Raw genomic sequence first — 16,271 nt, 5'->3', positions numbered from 1 at the left:
CTTCCCTGGACAGCATTAATCAGGGCCCCCTTTGCCCTTACGGCTATCCCGGGAAGCAAACCATTTTAAAAGCTGATTATTTCTTTTTCCAGATCTTTTACGTACGGCCGGTAATACGTTGTCAGGTCATCGAGCGCCTGCTGTAGGTAGGGTGCCTCCACTTCAGGCGGCGTAAAAAAAATGGCCAGAATGGATTTCGTGGCCTGATCCAACGCCGTGCGTTTTGAATCGGCCGTAGGATTGCCAAAGATTCCCAGATCATCGCGTAAAATCAATTTTCCTTCGGCGTGGATTTCTCCTTTACCGATCCCTTGATAGGATTCGCCGGCGCGGCCCACGTCGAGCAGAATATCTCCAGATATTTTATCGGCATCGTAAAGGCCCATGGGCAGGTGGTAGCGTGCCGAGACCAGATTCCCCAGATCGACCAGATTAAAAATTCGATAAAGTCCCTTCCCCTGTAAAATGCGCCGGGCCAGCGCTTCGGAAGAGGGGCGATATCGAGTGGGCTCCCAGCCGATTTTACGGTACATACGCCTTACATGGCCGATCACCGGGTTTGATGACAGGGGCGCGGTTGAGTAATGGCGGTTTAAATAGGATTGCAGTTCATCAAAACCGGCCTCAAACTCCGGACAGGCCTTGCTTACGGATGCGCCGCAACCATAAACCATTCCCAATTTCAAACCGGGAATACGTTGTTTAATAATCTCCGAAGCACTTATGATTATTTTCATAATCGATTAAATTAAATTATTCCTGCGAATAATTCAAGGAAGTTCGTGGAGCGCCGGTTAGTTGAGATTGTTCAAGATAGTGAAGGATCGTCTCTCGATAGGTTTTATAGCTCTGATCACCAAAAAAGCGGGCCACAATTTTTCCTTCTTTATTTAAGATAATGGTTTGTGGAATGATCAAGCTGTTGCTGATTTTTTGCAACAACTTACGATCGCCGGTTAAAATGGGGTAGGTTACGCCGGTAACTTCTATCATTTTTTCGATTTTGTTGCTGTCAGACATGACAGCAACTCCAATTACTTCAACCTGGTCCCGTTTAAATTCGTTGTAAATTTTTTCGAGCTGGGGCATCTCCTTTAAACAGGCTGCGCACCATGTTGCCCAAAAATTTATAATCGTAATTTTGCCTTTATATTCTTCAAAAACCGTGTTGTCATCGGATAAGTTCTTAACAGAAAAAACTTCTATTTTATTGCCATTCTGGGCAAACGAAAGTGAAATCAAAAGCAATAATAAAAATTGAATCCTCAGTGCTTTATTTTGGCTCATGTGATTATCTCCTATAAAATGCGTAAAATTTTCTCAAAAATCACTAAAAAGAATGACACATTGCCGCTTATCGCAATCAAACCATTGATAATCAAAAACATACCGGTCAGTGTTACGGTTAATTCATTCTGCCATTTAAGAATCGACATCCGCCTCCTTAACTTAAATAGCGCCTGCAAAAATCCTGCCATAAATAAAATAAACAATGAGAGAATCAGGTTTTTTTCTGTAAAATTGTTTTTGCTCTCAGCTAAATACATTAGCCATACAAGATAAAGTGGAAAGCCTTCGATCCAGTTTTCCGTTTCGTGCTTTGCCCTGTTAATTAACTTTTGCAAAACGCGGAATTCCATGATCGACAGGAAATGCAATCCCGTCAGCAGAATGAAACCGCCCAGCGCTATGGAAAAGAGCGACTTTTGCCATTGCAGTAAAAATAGACAAACGATTCCGGACAGCAAGTAAAACAACAGGTACCAGAGCCTCCGGACGTTGCCTGTTCCTGTTAATGATTCTTTACTGCCGTATAACGCAAAAATGCCCCAAATTATTGCTACTAAAACGGAAACAATTAACATTATTCGATCCTGAGTTGTAAAAGCTCCAATTATAATAAATTGATAAATAATAAACAAAGAAAAGTTTTCTTTGATCCTCAACTTATTCTACATTATCTTATTTATCGACTGTTTATTGGGTGTGGATTTTAGGGTGAAAAAGCATGAACAACAGATTTAAAGTCTTTGTTACCAAAAAAATTCCGCAGGCCGGAATTCAGCTTTTAAAACAAAAGGGTTACCAGGTTACCGTGCATCACGGAGATATTCCCATCTCACGGACGGAGTTAGAAAAAGCCGTGGCCGAATACGACGCCCTGATTTGTTTGCTCTCCGATACCATCGATAAAGAAATATTAAGCAAAGCGCGTAAGTTAAAAGTTATTGCTAATTACGCCGTGGGATACAACAATATTGATGTGCAGGAAGCCGCCAAACGAAAAATCTTTGTTACGAACACGCCGGATGTTTTGACCGCTGCCACCGCTGACCTGACCTGGGCATTGATTCTGGCCGTCAGCCGTCGTGTGGTGGAAGCCGATCGCTTTTTACGAAAAGGTCGGTTTAAGGGTTGGGAACCGGAGCTGCTGTTGGGAATGGAAATCAAGGGGAAAACGCTCGGCATTGTAGGCGCCGGTCGCATCGGACAGGCTGTGGCCAGAAGGGCTGTTGGCTTTGAGATGAACATTGTGTACTATTCCACGCAATCCAAACCCGCCTTTGAAGAAGAAACGAACGCCCGCTACCTGTCCCTGGATGAGCTGGTAACAGTAGCGGATATTGTGTCTTTACATTGCCCGTTAACGCCGCAAACGGTTCACCTGCTCAACAAAGAACGCATTTTCGCCATGAAAAAAGGCGCCATTTTAATCAATACGGCCCGCGGCCCCGTTGTGGATGAAGAGGCCCTGGTTGCCGCCCTTAAAAAAGGCCATCTATTTGGCGCCGGCCTTGATGTTTTTGAACATGAACCGGAAGTCCATCCGGAACTCTTAAAGCTGAACAACGTAGTACTATTACCACATATTGGCAGCGCAACTGTGGAAACAAGGGATGAAATGGCGCGCATGGCTGCCAGAAATGTGATATCAGTTCTGGAAAAGAATGAGGCCGTTAATCCGGTAAATTTCTTTTAATCTGTTTAATTAAGGAGTGTTTATGCGGATCATCAAAATTCCTGTCGGGCCGTTTGAAGTCAATTGTTACATTGTTGTCGATGAAGAATCAAATCGCTGCTTTTTAATCGATCCCGGCGATGAACCGGAAAAAATAATTAAAGCGATAGAAGAACACCATTTAACCCCTACGCGTGTGATTAATACGCACAATCATATCGATCATGCCCGCCATCTTTATGAGATAAAACAGCAATTTAAGATACCTTTTTACATCCACGAGGCAGACTTGCCTTTATTAGAAGCTCTTAAAGAACAGGCCCTATTTTTTGGTCTTAACTGTTCTTCCGTTCCGGAAGTGGATGGTTTTTTGGAAGATGGCGAAGAGTTCGAGTTTGGCAATCAATCGGTGAAAATATTGCACACTCCGGGGCATAGTCCCGGTAGTGTTAGCGTTTATCTCGATGGCCATGTCTTTGTGGGCGATGTGTTGTTTAAAGGCTCGATTGGCCGCACCGATCTTTACGGCGGCAACTACAATGTGCTGCTGGAATCCATAAAAAACAAGTTATTAACCCTTCCGGAAGCAACGGTGGTACATGCCGGCCACGGAGAGGACACAACCATTGGCGACGAAAAAAGAAACAATCCTTTTTTAAGAACCATGTAAGCTATGGATATTAATGAGAAAATCGTTTTGATTACAGGCGGCGCGGTGCGAGTAGGACGGGCTATTGCGCTGGAACTGGCGGCCAGAGGCGCCATAATTTGCTGTCACTACCACCAAAGCGCCGCAGCGGCCGAAGAGTTAAAAAAGGAGATTGAAAACAAGGGCGGAAAGATACGGTTGTTTCGGGCTGATCTTGAACAGGCTAAGGAAGCAGAAGAGCTGGCGGAAGCGGTTTGGCAAAAAACAGGCCGCATCGATGTACTGGTAAACAACGCGGCCCTCTTTTTTAAAACGCCCTTTGGTAAGGTAACAGAAGCGGAGTGGGATCAATTTTTTAATCTGAATCTGAAAAGCGTATTCTTCCTGTCACAAAAAATCGGAATGCGTATGCTTGCCCAGAAGTCCGGAAAAATAATCAATATCGGCGACAGCGGCGCCATTCATCCCTTTCCTTCTTACATTCCGTACAGTATTAGCAAGGCGGGCGTAATGGCTTTGACCACTGCGCTGGCCAAAGCGCTGGCCCCGTATGTGCAGGTAAACTGCATTAACCCCGGACCGGTTTTAATGCCGGCGTCCTTTCCGCAGGCGGAAAAACAATACGCCATTGACCAAACGCTTTTAAAAAGGGAAGGCAGCGCGTACGATATCGCCCGAACGGTGCGCTTTTTAGTTGAAGATTCCGATTACATTACCGGAGCATGCATTAATGTGGACGGCGGCAGAGCCATCCGTTAAAATATATAAATTTTTCCTGAGGCTAAAGAAATGTCGGCGTTGACGCAAGATATTACGTCCCTTCAATTTTTCCCTACTAAACTCTCTTTCTGCCATAAAGTTGTTTCGCCGGCCGGGCGCTTTCTGTTTGTCAGGAGGCGAAACTTAATTGAATCTTTCCTCGTTTTTGTCTAAATTCGGCCAAAATAGTGGGGGCAACTTGAGTACACGTAAAATTTTAGAAACTGTCTTTGTCTATACGATTGCGTTAATTCTGTTTGTCGTTTTCGATTTATTGCTGAACCGCTTTACAGAATCTCCTTTTTTAACCTTTACGGTGACCATTATTCTTTTGCTGCTCTTTCAACCGTATTTATTACGTTTTCTAAAAAAAATACTTTTACCTAAAACTTATTTTTTAACCACCAAAGCGCAGCGTATTTTAGAAAAATTGAACAACGACCTCAACCATGCCACACACTTTAACGAAGTGGCATCGCTTCTCTACCAGGCCTTTGACGAATTGTTTTCAGAGCAGGCATTTATTTTTTACATCGTTGAAGAAGACAAATACTATCCGGCCCATTATCACAATGTTACGGATAAAGAACTGCTGGCTTTTGATTTAAAAAGCGAGCATCTGGAGGGAATTCCTTTACAAACCTTACACATCAGAAAACTGGAAAAAACCCAATTACCCCGCGAATTTATCCGTATTGCCCATGAGAACAATCTGAACAGCTTATTTGCCTTCCGCGGACACAATCAAATTTTCGCCTTTTTGTTGATTAATCCGGAGCAGATTTTCTTCTTCCATGAAGCGGAAGCCTGGAAAATCTTTGAAAAGATTCAGAAAAAAGCGGGACTGATTTTAGAGAACACGGCGCTCATTGTGGATCTGCGGAATCGGAACTATCAGATGCGCAAACTGCTTGAGGTCGGACATAAAATTCTCTCTTCTTTTGATATTAAACAAATTCTGGATTTTATTCTTAGTGTTTCGCGTCAGGTTGCCCATTACGATGCCGCCGCTATCTTTTTGTTTGACGAACATTCCGGCGAGCTAAAGAACATCAGTTACGATGGCTACGATCCGGCCATCATAGAAAATCTGCACCTCAAAATAGGCGAGGGTTCCATTGGCTGGGTGGTGGCTAATAAAACCATCGATGTCATTGACGATGTTCGCAAATCAGACCATTACTATCGTCTGCGCGACGAAACACTGTCCCAGTGCGCCATTCCGTTAATTTTCGATGATAAAGTGCTGGGAGTCATCTGCCTGGAAAGCGACCGCCTGTCCTTTTTTAACGAGCATCTGGTGGAATTGCTTCAGCTTTTCGGACAAATGGCGGCCATTGCCATCCATAACGCCAATCAATTTAAAGTAATGCTGGAAAAACAGGCTCTGGAGCATGAACTGATTAACGCCGGTCATATTCAAAAGGCATTACTGGTGCAAAGATTCCCGCGCATTAAAGGACTGGACATTTCTGCCGTAAATATTCCCAGTAAAATAGTAAGCGGCGATCTGTACGATATCATTCAATACGACGAGTTCACCGTAGGGCTGGCCATAGGGGATGTATCGGGCAAAGGAGCGCCTGCCGCCATTACAATGGCTCTTGCGCTGGCTGGCTTGCGGAGCCAGCGTCAGTTTTTCATGACAAGTTGTGACATTGTTTATCGTTTGAATAACTTGCTTTACGAGAGCAGTGTTGAAGGCAATTATGTCTCATTTTTTTACGCCCTGGTTTCTACGCAAAAAAAGAAGATTATCTTCACCAATGCCGGCCACAATCCGCCTATTCTGCTCAAAAATGACGGGCAAATTGTGTGGCTAAAAGATGGGGGCATCGTGCTTGGTTTTCAGCCCGATATTCAATTTAAACAACAGGAACTTGAATTTGAACACGGAGATATTATCTTAATGTACACCGACGGCATTACTGAAGCCATGAATGCCCTGGAAGAAGAGTTCGGAGAAGAACGTTTAATTAAATTGCTGAAAGAAAACCGCCATTTACCTGTTTATGAATTGCGCCAAAAAATTATTGACGCTGTGCAGAATTTTAGCGGGAAAAGAGAACATGAAGACGATATAACCCTGGTTCTTTGTAAATTTGAATAAAAGAAGTTTATGAACAAAAACAAGATTAAAATCCTCTACATTGAGGATGACCCTGATGCCCGGGCCTTGATGGGCGACATTTTGCGCTATCAGGGTTATGCCTATTATGAAGCCAGCCGTGGGCTGGAGGGCATTCGGCTGGCCAAAAAACACAAACCGGATTTGATCATCATTGACCTGATGCTTCCCGACATGCAAGGTTCGGAGGTTACCACCCACTTAAAAAGCCAGCCGGATTTAAAGTCCATCCCCATTATTGCCCTGACGGCCGCGGAAGAAGAGGACATTCGCGAGTACGTTCTGGCTGCAGGTTGCGACGGCTACATCAGCAAACCGATTAACATCAATGAATTTGTCTTTAAAATAGAAGAGTTCCTGGCCGGAAAACGCGAATCTGTTTCGCCTGAGTTTGAACGCGAATTGCTGCAACGCTACAATATTAATCTGGTTGAACGCTTAAAACGCAAGGTCTCCGAGCTGGAACAACTGAATAAAAACCTTACCAAGCTTAATCAGGATTTAATCGCCTCCCGTGAAGAGCTGGCCCGTTACAACGATTTACTCTTTTATCTGAACGCGCTGGCCAATGAATTGCGGAGTCTGGAAGACCCAGAAAAAATGTTGCGCATCCTGCCTGCGAAAATCGTGGAAGGTTTTGCCATCGATCGATGTATTGTGTTTCGCTACGATTCAGAAGAATTCGTGATTTCCCCCTTTTCTTTGCATGGCAATTTTAATACGGACAGTGAAAATTTAAACTTTAAAATGGGCCGTGATTTACTGGCCCTTTTAAAAGAAGAACGTGGTTTGCTATGGGTAAAAGATGCCCATCAAATCAAAAACCCTTTACTAAAAAAAATTGCCGACACACTCAACAGCGTCAGTTTTGTGGTGGGCTATTTAAAAGAATTCGGTCGTAAAGACATCTCCGATTCGTTTGTCATCGAGGGCGAAACAGAAGAGTTAGACGCCATTTTTGACATTGATGAACGATTTTTGATTTATTTTGACAAATGCCAGACCAACAAAAAGTTTGCCACTTACGAAATTCGCATCCTGCGTTCCTTTCTGCACACGGTGGCTGTAATCTTTGAAAACATGCTGCTTTTTAATCAATTAAAAAAACTGTACAAGATCAAATCGGAAGAGGCCATTCGTGACGGCCTGACCAACGTTTACAACTATCGTTATTTTGTGCGTGAGCTGCGCAAGGAAGTGGCGCGCACCAAGCGCTACAAAACGCCTTTCAGCCTGATTATGCTGGATATCGACTTTTTTAAAACGTACAACGATTTGCACGGTCATCTGGAGGGCGACGAAGTGTTGCGGGCCATCAGTCGCCTGTTGATTTTAAATACCCGCTCGACAGACATCGTGGCGCGCTACGGCGGTGAAGAATTTGTCATTATCCTTCCGGGCATTAAAAAGAAAGAGGCCGTTACCTTTGCCGAAAAGTTGCGCCGGCTTATCAAAGATTATCAGTTCCCGGATAAGGTGCACATCGTGCCCTGTTCGCTGACCATTAGCCTGGGCGTTGCCTCCTGCCCGGAAGACAGCGACGATCCGGTTAATCTGGTAAGACTGGCCGATCAGGCGCTTTACCAGGCCAAACAACAGGGCCGCGATCAGGTGTGTGTTGTGTAGCGCAGAGGTGCGTTTGCCCGTTTATTCCAATCTTACCGTTTCGTAAAAATCAACGATGCGTTTTCTTACCTCTTTTAACAATTCGTTTCGCTGTTCAAAACTGTATTGCGAGGTATCCACTTCATCTAAAAAATAGACGTGGATGGTTCCTTTATGAAGTTTAAGCGAATTTTTGCGCATGATATTTAATGAGCCGGTAAAGACCATGGGCATGATGGGCAACCCCGATTTTAAGGCGAGCACAAATCCGCCCTTTTTAAACGGTTTAATATTGCCGTCTCTGGTGCGCGTTCCCTCCGGAAAGATCAAAACCGAAACACCGTTTTGTAAGGTTCTGGCCGCCTCTTCCAGCGATTTTCGGGCTTCTGCGCTGTTGCCGCGATCGATGGGGATCATACCCACCGTGCGCATGCTGTGGGCAAAAATGGGAATACGAAACAACTCCTTTTTGGCAATAAAACGCATGGTCACCGGAATGGCTACCACTCCGGCTAAAATATCAAAAGCTCCCTGATGGTTGGACATAAAAATGTAAGGCTGATCTTTCCGTAGCTTTTCCTGCCCATGAACAACCACTTTAACGCCGGCTGCTTTTAAAAGTCCCCTGGCCCACAGGCGGATGATTTTGTCCACAATTTTAGAATAGGGATTAAAAAGTCCAAAAACAATGGCCGCCAGAGAACAAAAAAGCGTGTGCAGAACAGCAAAGACATAAGCCAGCAACGTCCGTAACATTCTACATCCTGTCGGTTATTTGTACTTACGTTTGATTACATCCTGGCCGCCCATGTATTTGCGCAGTACTTCCGGAATGATGACCGTTCCTTCATCGGTCTGGTACGTTTCCAGCAAAGAAACCATGAGCCGTGACGTGGCCAATCCCGAACCATTTAAGGTATGGACAAACATGGGCTTGGCGCCTTTTTCCGGCCTGAAGCGAATGTTAGCCCGGCGCGCCTGAAAATCTTCAAAATTGCTGACGCTGGAGGTCTCTAACCACTTTTGTTCGGCCGGCGACCAGGTTTCAATGTCGTAACACTTGGCCGCGGCAAAACTCAAATCGCCGGAGCAGAGCAAAAGCACGCGGTAGGGAAGCTCCAGCGCTTCTAAAATTTCGCACGCTTCTCTCAATAGTTGTTCATGAAATTCGTAAGACTTATCCGGATGGACAAAGTTAACCATTTCTACTTTGTTAAACTGATGGACGCGTAAGAAGCCGCGCGTTTCTTTTCCGTAAGAACCGGCCTCGCGCCGAAAACAGGCCGAATAGGCCACGTACTTGATGGGCAGATCGGCGCCATCTAAAATTTCGCCGCGATGCAGATTGGTTACCGGCACTTCGGCGGTAGGAATTAAAAACAGATCGTCTTTCTCAGCCAGATACATGTCCTCTTCTAATTTAGGCAACTGGCCGGTGCCATACATGCTTTCACGATTGGCCAGAAAGGGCGGAAATATTTCGGTGTAGCCGTGCTTTTCGATGTGAAAGTCGAGCATAAAATTGATAAGCGCCCGCTCCAGACGCGCCCCGTCCCCTTTGTAAACCGGAAATCCGCTTCCGGTGACCTTGCCGCCGCGTTTAAAATCCAGAATATCCAGTCGTTCGCCAATTTCCAGATGATTGCGAGGAGTAAACTCAAACTGCGGAAGTTCGCCCCACTGATTGACCTCCACGTTTTCGCTGGCATCCGTACCGATGGGCGTGGATGGATGGGGCAGGTTGGGAATGCGGCTTAACTGTTCGCTTAGTTGTTCTTCAAGCTCTTTCAGCTCCTCATCCAGTCCCTTGATGGTTTCGCTGATTTGCCGGGTATGTTCGATGATTTCCGCCGCATCTTTACCTTCTTTTTTGTATTGGGCAACTTTCTTTGAATTTTCATTACGCTGCTTTTTTAAGTTTTCTACTTCCTGAATAATCTGCCGGCGGCGCTGATCCAGCTCCAGAATGCGATCCACATCGCCCATTTCGCCTTTGGCCTGAATCCCTTTCTTAACCGTTTCCGGATTCTCGCGGATGAATTTTAAATCTAACATAAAACTTTCCTCTATTTGCTGTGGCTCTGCTTTTAAATTGCCCACAAATTTACAGAAGGCGTTAATCCATAGCAAGCCGATCCCTTTTAGGGAAAAATTTTTCTCTTGCCCGGGAACCAAATCTTTTTAAATTTGTATTAAGTGGTTGTAAGAAAATTTTAACACTTATAGAAGGAGGGGGATTCGACTTCACATTGTTACCGCAGTATTATTTAACAAAAACAGGAGGCGTAACAATGGTGAAGAACCCTCTTAAGCCCCATATCCCGGATTCGGTCTTTCAATTCCTGATTGAACATAATCTTTTGCGCGAAAAAGGCGTGCGTGATTTCAAAATTCGCAACAGGTTTCGCGAATTAAAACGCACGTATTCCACGCAGGAGGCGTTAGAAATTTTACAGGAAGAGTATCCCTACTTGCAGTACGAAACCATCCGAAAAATCATTTACCAGAAGTCCGAGCCGCGTTCTCCCGAATATTTTTATCTGTTTTGACTGGTTTTATCAAACATCGCTTGGATTACTTCTTTCGAAAGGCTTATTCCGCCATAGCGCGGTGCGAAAATTTTTTGCTGCTAGATTGGTTGAATGGTTGATTAGTTGAATGGTTGAATAGAATACTTCCTTCAAAACTTCTATTCCACCATGGCGGGATGCGAAAATTTTTTGCTGCTGGGGGGGAGATTGGTTAATTGGTTTAATGTCGACCGGCCTGTTATTACGGCGTGCACGCCTGTGGGCTCTCCCGCCCGTCCTTTCGACCAGCCCGTCCTACGGGCACTTCCCGCCCGTCCTTTCGACCAGCCCGTCCTGTGGGCGCCCCCGCCCGTCTTTTCGACGAGCCCGTCCTACGGGCGAGGAGAAATCTTCTCCAAACGTGGCAGGGAAAAAGATTTCTCGTCTCCCGCCGGAGCTGGATCCTTGAAATGACAAAGAAAGGGGAGAGCTCTGAATGGCCCGGGAAGGAGGTACTTCGCGGATGGAGACTCTAAATCCCCCGGCCATAATCATTAATTTCTAATTCGTGCCTTAAACAGCCCGCTCTGGTGGGATAATTTTTAATTGATCACGCCGCTACACGTCAAAATTCTTCTTCGCCATCTGTGCAATTGTTTTGCCAATACTCAACGAGGCCGTGGCCGCCGGCGAAGGGGCATTCAAAACGTGTATCATGGCCGGCGCTTCGATGATTCTGAAATCATCCACCAGCATGCCCGATTTTTCCAGCGCCTGGGCGCGCACGCCGGCGCCGCCGGGCTCCAGGTCACCCATCTGCACCATTGGGATTAAACGTTGCAGGGCTTTTACAAAAGCCTTTTTATTAAACGAGCGGTAATATTCAGCCAGCCCGGTTTTTAAATACTTTCCGGCCAGGCGTAAAAATCCGGGATAGGTAAAGGTCTCAATGGTATCGCGCAAAGAAAAGCTGGTCTTCCGGTACCCTTCGCGTTTAAAGGCCAGCACGGCATTGGGCCCAGCCTCCACCCCTCCGTCGATCATACGCGTAAAGTGCACTCCTAAAAAGGGGAATTCCGGATCGGGCACAGGATAGATCAAATTCTTAACCAGGTGGCGTTTTTCGGGTTTAATTTTGTAGTATTCGCCGCGGAAGGGGATGATTCTGACGTCCGGTTTTAAACCACATTTGCGCGCAATGCGATCGGAATGGAGGCCGCCGCAGTTGATCAAATAACGCGTTTTAAAATTTTGTCGATTGGTTTTTACGATTAATCCGGAATGGTGTTGTTCCAGCCCCGAAAAACGATGGCCCAAAAAAACGTCGTGTCCGGCAGCCCGAACCAGTTCAGCCAGCTTTTCCGTGACCACGGTGTAATCCACAATGCCCGTTTCCGGAACTCGTAAGCCGGCTACTCCTTCCACATAGGGCTCATATTGCTTCAAGTCATCTTTTTCTAACCACATTAAACCTTTTAACCCATTGGCCTCCCCCCGCTGGTGTAAATCTTTTAAACGCGGGATTTCTTCTTCGGCGGTTGCCACTACCAGTTTTCCGCAGCGTTCGTGTGGGATATCGTGTTCGGCGCAAAACTGGTACAGCGCTTCGCGCCCTTCCACGCAATTTTTGGCTTTAAGCGAACCCGGCTTGTAATAAAGGCCGGAGTGAATCACGCCGCTGTTGTTGCCGGTTTGATGGGCTGCCAGTCGTTCTTCGGCCTCGATCACGGCCAGCCTGGCTTTTGTCATTTGCGTTAAGCGGTAAGCGGTGGCCAGGCCAACGATTCCGCCGCCGATGATTACAATATCATAATCAAAGTTCTGCTGCTGCATAGTACGTTTCCCGCGTTATTTGCTGAAATTTTTCAAGGGGAATGGCGTCCGCTTCTTCCTCGTTTTTAAATCTTAAATAGATTAATTCTTTGAAGATGTCGATCTTTTCCACGATTGCCTCGCCGCGCACGGTCTGGATTTTGCTGTCGATGTGCGGGTATTTTTGTAAATTTTCTTCGTAAAAAGCCTTTTCGTACACCAGGCAGCACTTTAAACGCCCGCAAACGCCGGTTAACTTGCAGGTGTTTAAAGGCAGGTTTTGCAAACGCGCGTATTGCGTCGTTACCGGTTCAAACTCCTGCATAAAACAGGAACAACACAACGGTTTGCCACAAACGCCCAGTCCGCCCAAACGCCGCGCTTCATCGCGCACGCCGATCTGCCGTAATTCAATTCTGGTGCGATATTTGGCCGCCAGATCGCGCACCAGCGCACGGAAGTCCACACGTTTATCGCTGGTAAAATAGAAGGTCAACTTGTTGTTGTCGAACTGGTATTCCACGTCAACCAGTTTCATATTTAAATTGTGTTTTTTTATCTTTTCGCGACCCACTACAAAAGCTTCCGCTTCCTTTTTTCGGTTTTCCTTCAGCTTTTGCAGATCTTCCGGTACGGCCTTACGAATAATATTTTTGGGTTCGCCTTTAATGTTTGTCAAAGCAACCAGACGTCCTATCTTGTTCACGCGGCCCAGATCAATTCCTTTATCCGCTTCCACAATAACGTAATCGCCTGGTTTTACCTTAATTTCTTTGGGGTTGAAGTAAGGAACGCGTTTGTTCCCTTTAAACTCTATCTCTATGATCTCTGGTGTCATATTATATTGCCTCCTTAAGTTCTCGTATGGGCCCCAGCAAACCATGGATGTCAATCGCCAGATTCATCCAGGTTATCACGGGATGTGCATTGCCTTCAATCGCCTTGTGCGCTTTTTCAATACGTTCAATGATTTCACTTACCTTAATTTGCGGATACGATTTAGAGAACTTACGAAGCGGTTCGGCAAAATCAATATTGATCAGCCGATCAAAATTTTCATCAAGCTGCAGATGCAATGTATCGGTAAACCAACCGGTTAAAAGATTCAACAACTCCAGGTGCGCTTGCTGCCCCCTTCTGGATTGAATGGACTCGAGCAGTTCATTAACATGAAAATAATTTTCCACGGCAACGGCTCGAATAAATTCCAGAACCCACTTCTTTTGTTCGGAATAATCCGTATGCAACATTTGAAAAATACGTTTAAGATTGTAATGCGCCATGCGCGTCAATGGACGGATGTCCTGTTTTACCTCTTCATACTGACGGACTATCTGTTCAATCTGCTCGTCGTCAAACTCCGGGAAGTACACCGGCTGGCAACGGGAGCGAATGGTATCTAACATGGCATGCAGAGCCGGGGTGATTAAAATGATCAAAAACTTATCTGGCGGCTCTTCCAGCAGTTTTAGAAAAGAGTTGGCGGCTTCGCGCGAAAAATACTCCGCGCCGGTGATTATTATTACCCGATATCCGCCCTCAAAAGCGCCGAACTTCGCTTCTTCTTTTAACTCACGAATGGCGTCAATGGAAATATTTTTACTGTCCGTCAGAGGCAGAGCCGCGTATGGATTGTTTGCTTTTACCTGAATAATCTGTTTTACCTGCTCGTGCTTAATGTTTTTAGGAGCGGGAAAAATGAACTTGATGTCCGGATGATTAAAATGGGTGATTCGCTTACAATTGGGGCATTCGCCACAGGGCCTTTCTTCTTCGGAAGTACAATTCAAGGCGCGAGCAAGATGCAAAGCAAAGGCCTCTTTCCCTCGCCCTTCATCTCCATAAAACAAATAGGCATGCGCCAAACGTCCGTTCTGAAGCGAGTTTGCGAATAGCTTTTTTACGCGCTCCTGTACTACAACTCTATTAAAGTATTCCATCTATATTTATTTACTCGTCTTCTAATGTAGTTTTTACAAATATAAACAAAAATTCGTAAATTATAAAAAAAATTAGTGATCTTTTTCCCTAAAATTTTAATTTTTGCGGAATTTTTTTTTCCACAAACTACGTTTTATGTTGGAATCAAGAAAAAAGAGGAAGTTCATGAAATTAATATCCTGGAATGTTAACGGATTAAGAGCTGTTACACGCAACGGATTCATCGACCAGGTAAAAAAATTGGACGCAGATATCATCTGTTTGCAGGAAACCAAATTACAAAACGAACAAATCCCGGAAGAGATATTACGCTTAACCGATTATCATCAGTACTGGAACTTTGCCCAGCGTAAAGGTTACAGCGGCGTGGCGACCTTTTCGAGACAGGAACCTGCTAAAATCGAAAGAGAGCTTGGAATTGAAAAATTTGACAGTGAAGGAAGGGTGTTAATCACGCACTACGACTCGTTTGTGCTCTTTAACGTCTACTTTCCCAACGGTCAGCGCGATCACGGACGGGTGGCGTACAAGCTGGAGTTTTACGCCGAATTGCTCAAAATGGCCAATGCCCTGCGCGATGCCGGCAACAAGGTCATCATTACCGGCGATTTTAACACCGCGCACCGCGAAATCGACTTAAAGAACCCGAAAAGCAACCAAAAAACGTCCGGTTTTTTACCGGAAGAACGGGCCTGGATCGACCGCTATCTTCAGGAAGGATGGATCGACACCTTCCGCCACTTTTACCCGCAGCTTAAAGATCAGTACACCTGGTGGAGTTACCGCTTTAACGCACGTCAGCGCAACATCGGCTGGCGGATCGATTATTTCATGAACTCGGAAAACCTGCTGCCACATCTAAAACAGGCTTTTATTTTGCCAGAAGTCATGGGCTCCGACCACTGCCCGCTGGGCATTGAACTGGCATTTTGAATCACGGCCTTTATTTTCTTTTTTCTCTCACCCGCGCATAAGGATGGCATAGCGCCAAATTCCGCCACGAGGTACACGGCAAAACCAGCGTCCGGAATACTGCAATGGCTTTATCCAGGCAGACCGTTTTAACCGCACGTTTTACTGAAGGTCGTGCATTTTAAAATAGCGCAGGGCGTTTAAGCGCATCTGGCTTTTTTTCGCCGGTTTTGCGCTCCAGTTGTAGTTGTAAATGGCGCCTTCCCATTCGCCATACATGGCGTTGGGCAGTACGATAAATCGCCTGCCAAACTGCGAGCGAAACTCATCCGCGGCCTTAAAGCGATCATCAATCGACTTGTTTTCGAAAACAGACGCAAAGTCGTTCAGATTGTCGCCAAACAGCAGCAGAATGGTGTGCGTTTTTTGAATGGCCTGCCGTCTTTCCTCTTTGCTGGAAGTGATCGTACGTAAGAACATGTGGTCATCCGTCACCTGAGGAAAGCCGACCTTTTTCAGATTTTTCATGGTCCAGGCCTGATTTTCTGCCCTACGGTTGGATACATAAAAAATGTCCACGCCCTGTCGATCGGCAAAGGTTAAAAATTCCAGCGCGCCAGGCACCGGCTCTGCCTGCGCGGCTTTGACCCACTCTTTCCACCCCGCAGGATAGGAGTACCCGGTTTTGATTACATAGCCTTCATAAGGGCTGTTATCCAGCACCGTTTCGTCAATATCTACAATCACGGCCGGCTTCTTTTTGCTCTGGAGGGTATCTAACATGGCCTGCAACTGCCAGCGTCCTAAATTGAACGCCTGGTAGCACAAAGCGCGGTATTCGGCGGCAGTTTGCTGGTACAAAGTAGCCATTACCAGATGCTCATTGGGGTTGGTTTTGGTTTTAATCTGACAGGAAGCCAATAAAATCAACAACCCGGAAAAAATAATCATAATGCGTCTCATAATATTCCCTTTCACCTTTATGGGATGCCCAGG

At 45.6% G+C, this 16,271-nt stretch carries 16 protein-coding genes; 7 read left to right on the top strand and 9 right to left on the bottom strand.

Annotation, left to right across the window (positions count from 1 at the left end; all coding sequences use genetic code 11):
- Positions 1-65 precede the first annotated feature (65 nt).
- The 3 genes from Cabys_RS03350 to Cabys_RS03340 are packed head-to-tail and all read right to left on the bottom strand — an operon-like array spanning position 66 to position 1,865.
- Positions 66-737 (bottom strand): B3/B4 domain-containing protein, encoded by a 672-nt coding sequence (locus tag Cabys_RS03350; protein WP_006928743.1) that lies wholly within the window; start codon positions 735-737, stop codon positions 66-68.
- A gap of 16 nt (positions 738-753) precedes the next feature.
- Entirely contained in the window at positions 754-1,287 is a 534-nt protein-coding gene (locus Cabys_RS03345; RefSeq protein WP_006928742.1) for a TlpA family protein disulfide reductase, read from the bottom strand.
- 11 nt (positions 1,288-1,298) lie between these two features.
- Complete coding sequence (locus tag Cabys_RS03340) at positions 1,299-1,865, bottom strand: hypothetical protein (RefSeq protein ID WP_006928741.1); 567 nt, start codon at positions 1,863-1,865, stop codon at positions 1,299-1,301.
- Between the two features lie 143 nt (positions 1,866-2,008).
- On the opposite strand from Cabys_RS03340, the gene Cabys_RS03335 reads away from it, so the two are divergent.
- The 5 genes from Cabys_RS03335 to Cabys_RS03315 all read left to right on the top strand — a co-directional run bounded on the left by Cabys_RS03335 (position 2,009) and on the right by Cabys_RS03315 (position 8,121).
- Complete coding sequence (locus tag Cabys_RS03335) at positions 2,009-2,980, top strand: 2-hydroxyacid dehydrogenase (protein WP_006928740.1); 972 nt, start codon at positions 2,009-2,011, stop codon at positions 2,978-2,980.
- A 22-nt stretch (positions 2,981-3,002) separates the two neighbouring features.
- Positions 3,003-3,629: an MBL fold metallo-hydrolase gene (locus Cabys_RS03330; protein WP_006928739.1), complete on the top strand. Its 627-nt coding sequence runs from the start codon at positions 3,003-3,005 to the stop codon at positions 3,627-3,629.
- A gap of 3 nt (positions 3,630-3,632) precedes the next feature.
- Positions 3,633-4,367: an SDR family NAD(P)-dependent oxidoreductase gene (locus tag Cabys_RS03325; RefSeq protein WP_006928738.1), complete on the top strand. Its 735-nt coding sequence runs from the start codon at positions 3,633-3,635 to the stop codon at positions 4,365-4,367.
- 199 nt (positions 4,368-4,566) lie between these two features.
- Complete coding sequence (locus Cabys_RS03320) at positions 4,567-6,477, top strand: PP2C family protein-serine/threonine phosphatase (protein WP_150109276.1); 1,911 nt, start codon at positions 4,567-4,569, stop codon at positions 6,475-6,477.
- A 9-nt stretch (positions 6,478-6,486) separates the two neighbouring features.
- Entirely contained in the window at positions 6,487-8,121 is a 1,635-nt protein-coding gene (locus Cabys_RS03315; protein WP_006928735.1) for a GGDEF domain-containing response regulator, read from the top strand.
- 21 nt (positions 8,122-8,142) lie between these two features.
- Here the strand turns inward: Cabys_RS03315 and Cabys_RS03310 are convergent, their stop codons facing one another.
- Both Cabys_RS03310 and serS read right to left on the bottom strand, forming a co-directional pair.
- Positions 8,143-8,856 carry a lysophospholipid acyltransferase family protein gene (locus Cabys_RS03310; protein ID WP_006928733.1) on the bottom strand — a complete coding sequence of 238 codons (714 nt, stop codon included), beginning with the start codon at positions 8,854-8,856 and terminating at the stop codon, positions 8,143-8,145.
- 15 nt (positions 8,857-8,871) lie between these two features.
- Positions 8,872-10,155 (bottom strand): serine--tRNA ligase, encoded by a 1,284-nt coding sequence (gene serS / locus Cabys_RS03305; RefSeq protein ID WP_006928731.1) that lies wholly within the window; start codon positions 10,153-10,155, stop codon positions 8,872-8,874.
- A 236-nt stretch (positions 10,156-10,391) separates the two neighbouring features.
- On the opposite strand from serS, the gene Cabys_RS03300 reads away from it, so the two are divergent.
- Positions 10,392-10,649, top strand: a complete 258-nt coding sequence (locus Cabys_RS03300; RefSeq protein WP_006928730.1) for a hypothetical protein — start codon at positions 10,392-10,394, stop codon at positions 10,647-10,649.
- Positions 10,650-11,228: 579 nt separating this feature from the next.
- On the opposite strand, the gene lhgO is transcribed toward Cabys_RS03300, so the two are convergent.
- Genes lhgO through Cabys_RS03285 form a run of 3 tightly spaced genes read right to left on the bottom strand, consistent with a single transcriptional unit; the run spans position 11,229 to position 14,362 of the window.
- A complete protein-coding gene (gene lhgO / locus Cabys_RS03295; protein ID WP_006928728.1) occupies positions 11,229-12,443 on the bottom strand; it encodes an L-2-hydroxyglutarate oxidase in 1,215 nt (404 codons plus the stop codon).
- Positions 12,424-13,260, bottom strand: a complete 837-nt coding sequence (locus Cabys_RS03290) for a PSP1 domain-containing protein (protein ID WP_006928727.1) — start codon at positions 13,258-13,260, stop codon at positions 12,424-12,426. Before Cabys_RS03290 ends, lhgO begins: the two co-directional genes overlap by 20 nt.
- A gap of 1 nt (position 13,261) precedes the next feature.
- Positions 13,262-14,362 carry a DNA polymerase III subunit gene (locus Cabys_RS03285; protein ID WP_006928724.1) on the bottom strand — a complete coding sequence of 367 codons (1,101 nt, stop codon included), beginning with the start codon at positions 14,360-14,362 and terminating at the stop codon, positions 13,262-13,264.
- Positions 14,363-14,528: 166 nt separating this feature from the next.
- Here Cabys_RS03285 and Cabys_RS03280 point away from each other — a divergent pair, with 166 nt between their 5' ends.
- Positions 14,529-15,296 (top strand): exodeoxyribonuclease III, encoded by a 768-nt coding sequence (locus Cabys_RS03280; protein ID WP_006928723.1) that lies wholly within the window; start codon positions 14,529-14,531, stop codon positions 15,294-15,296.
- Positions 15,297-15,437: 141 nt separating this feature from the next.
- On the opposite strand, the gene Cabys_RS03275 is transcribed toward Cabys_RS03280, so the two are convergent.
- Positions 15,438-16,238 (bottom strand): 5'-nucleotidase, lipoprotein e(P4) family, encoded by an 801-nt coding sequence (locus tag Cabys_RS03275; RefSeq protein WP_006928722.1) that lies wholly within the window; start codon positions 16,236-16,238, stop codon positions 15,438-15,440.
- Positions 16,239-16,271: the final 33 nt, after the last annotated feature.

The sequence above is a fragment of the Caldithrix abyssi DSM 13497 genome, assembly GCF_001886815.1.
Taxonomy (GTDB): domain Bacteria; phylum Calditrichota; class Calditrichia; order Calditrichales; family Calditrichaceae; genus Caldithrix; species Caldithrix abyssi.
Note: the sequence above shows the minus strand (reverse complement) of the source record. Positions and strands in the feature narration are given on the sequence as shown.

Coding starts and splice junctions, on each gene's coding strand:
- Cabys_RS03310 (WP_006928733.1), bottom strand. CDS start 8,856: ATGTTACGGACGTTGCTGGCTTATGTCTTTGCTGTTCTGCACACGCTT.
- Cabys_RS03345 (WP_006928742.1), bottom strand. CDS start 1,287: ATGAGCCAAAATAAAGCACTGAGGATTCAATTTTTATTATTGCTTTTG.
- Cabys_RS03275 (WP_006928722.1), bottom strand. CDS start 16,238: ATGAGACGCATTATGATTATTTTTTCCGGGTTGTTGATTTTATTGGCT.
- Cabys_RS03335 (WP_006928740.1), top strand. CDS start 2,009: ATGAACAACAGATTTAAAGTCTTTGTTACCAAAAAAATTCCGCAGGCC.
- Cabys_RS03340 (WP_006928741.1), bottom strand. CDS start 1,865: ATGTTAATTGTTTCCGTTTTAGTAGCAATAATTTGGGGCATTTTTGCG.
- Cabys_RS03290 (WP_006928727.1), bottom strand. CDS start 13,260: ATGACACCAGAGATCATAGAGATAGAGTTTAAAGGGAACAAACGCGTT.
- serS (WP_006928731.1), bottom strand. CDS start 10,155: ATGTTAGATTTAAAATTCATCCGCGAGAATCCGGAAACGGTTAAGAAA.
- Cabys_RS03350 (WP_006928743.1), bottom strand. CDS start 737: ATGAAAATAATCATAAGTGCTTCGGAGATTATTAAACAACGTATTCCC.
- Cabys_RS03280 (WP_006928723.1), top strand. CDS start 14,529: ATGAAATTAATATCCTGGAATGTTAACGGATTAAGAGCTGTTACACGC.
- Cabys_RS03285 (WP_006928724.1), bottom strand. CDS start 14,362: ATGGAATACTTTAATAGAGTTGTAGTACAGGAGCGCGTAAAAAAGCTA.
- Cabys_RS03315 (WP_006928735.1), top strand. CDS start 6,487: ATGAACAAAAACAAGATTAAAATCCTCTACATTGAGGATGACCCTGAT.
- lhgO (WP_006928728.1), bottom strand. CDS start 12,443: ATGCAGCAGCAGAACTTTGATTATGATATTGTAATCATCGGCGGCGGA.
- Cabys_RS03330 (WP_006928739.1), top strand. CDS start 3,003: ATGCGGATCATCAAAATTCCTGTCGGGCCGTTTGAAGTCAATTGTTAC.
- Cabys_RS03325 (WP_006928738.1), top strand. CDS start 3,633: ATGGATATTAATGAGAAAATCGTTTTGATTACAGGCGGCGCGGTGCGA.
- Cabys_RS03300 (WP_006928730.1), top strand. CDS start 10,392: ATGGTGAAGAACCCTCTTAAGCCCCATATCCCGGATTCGGTCTTTCAA.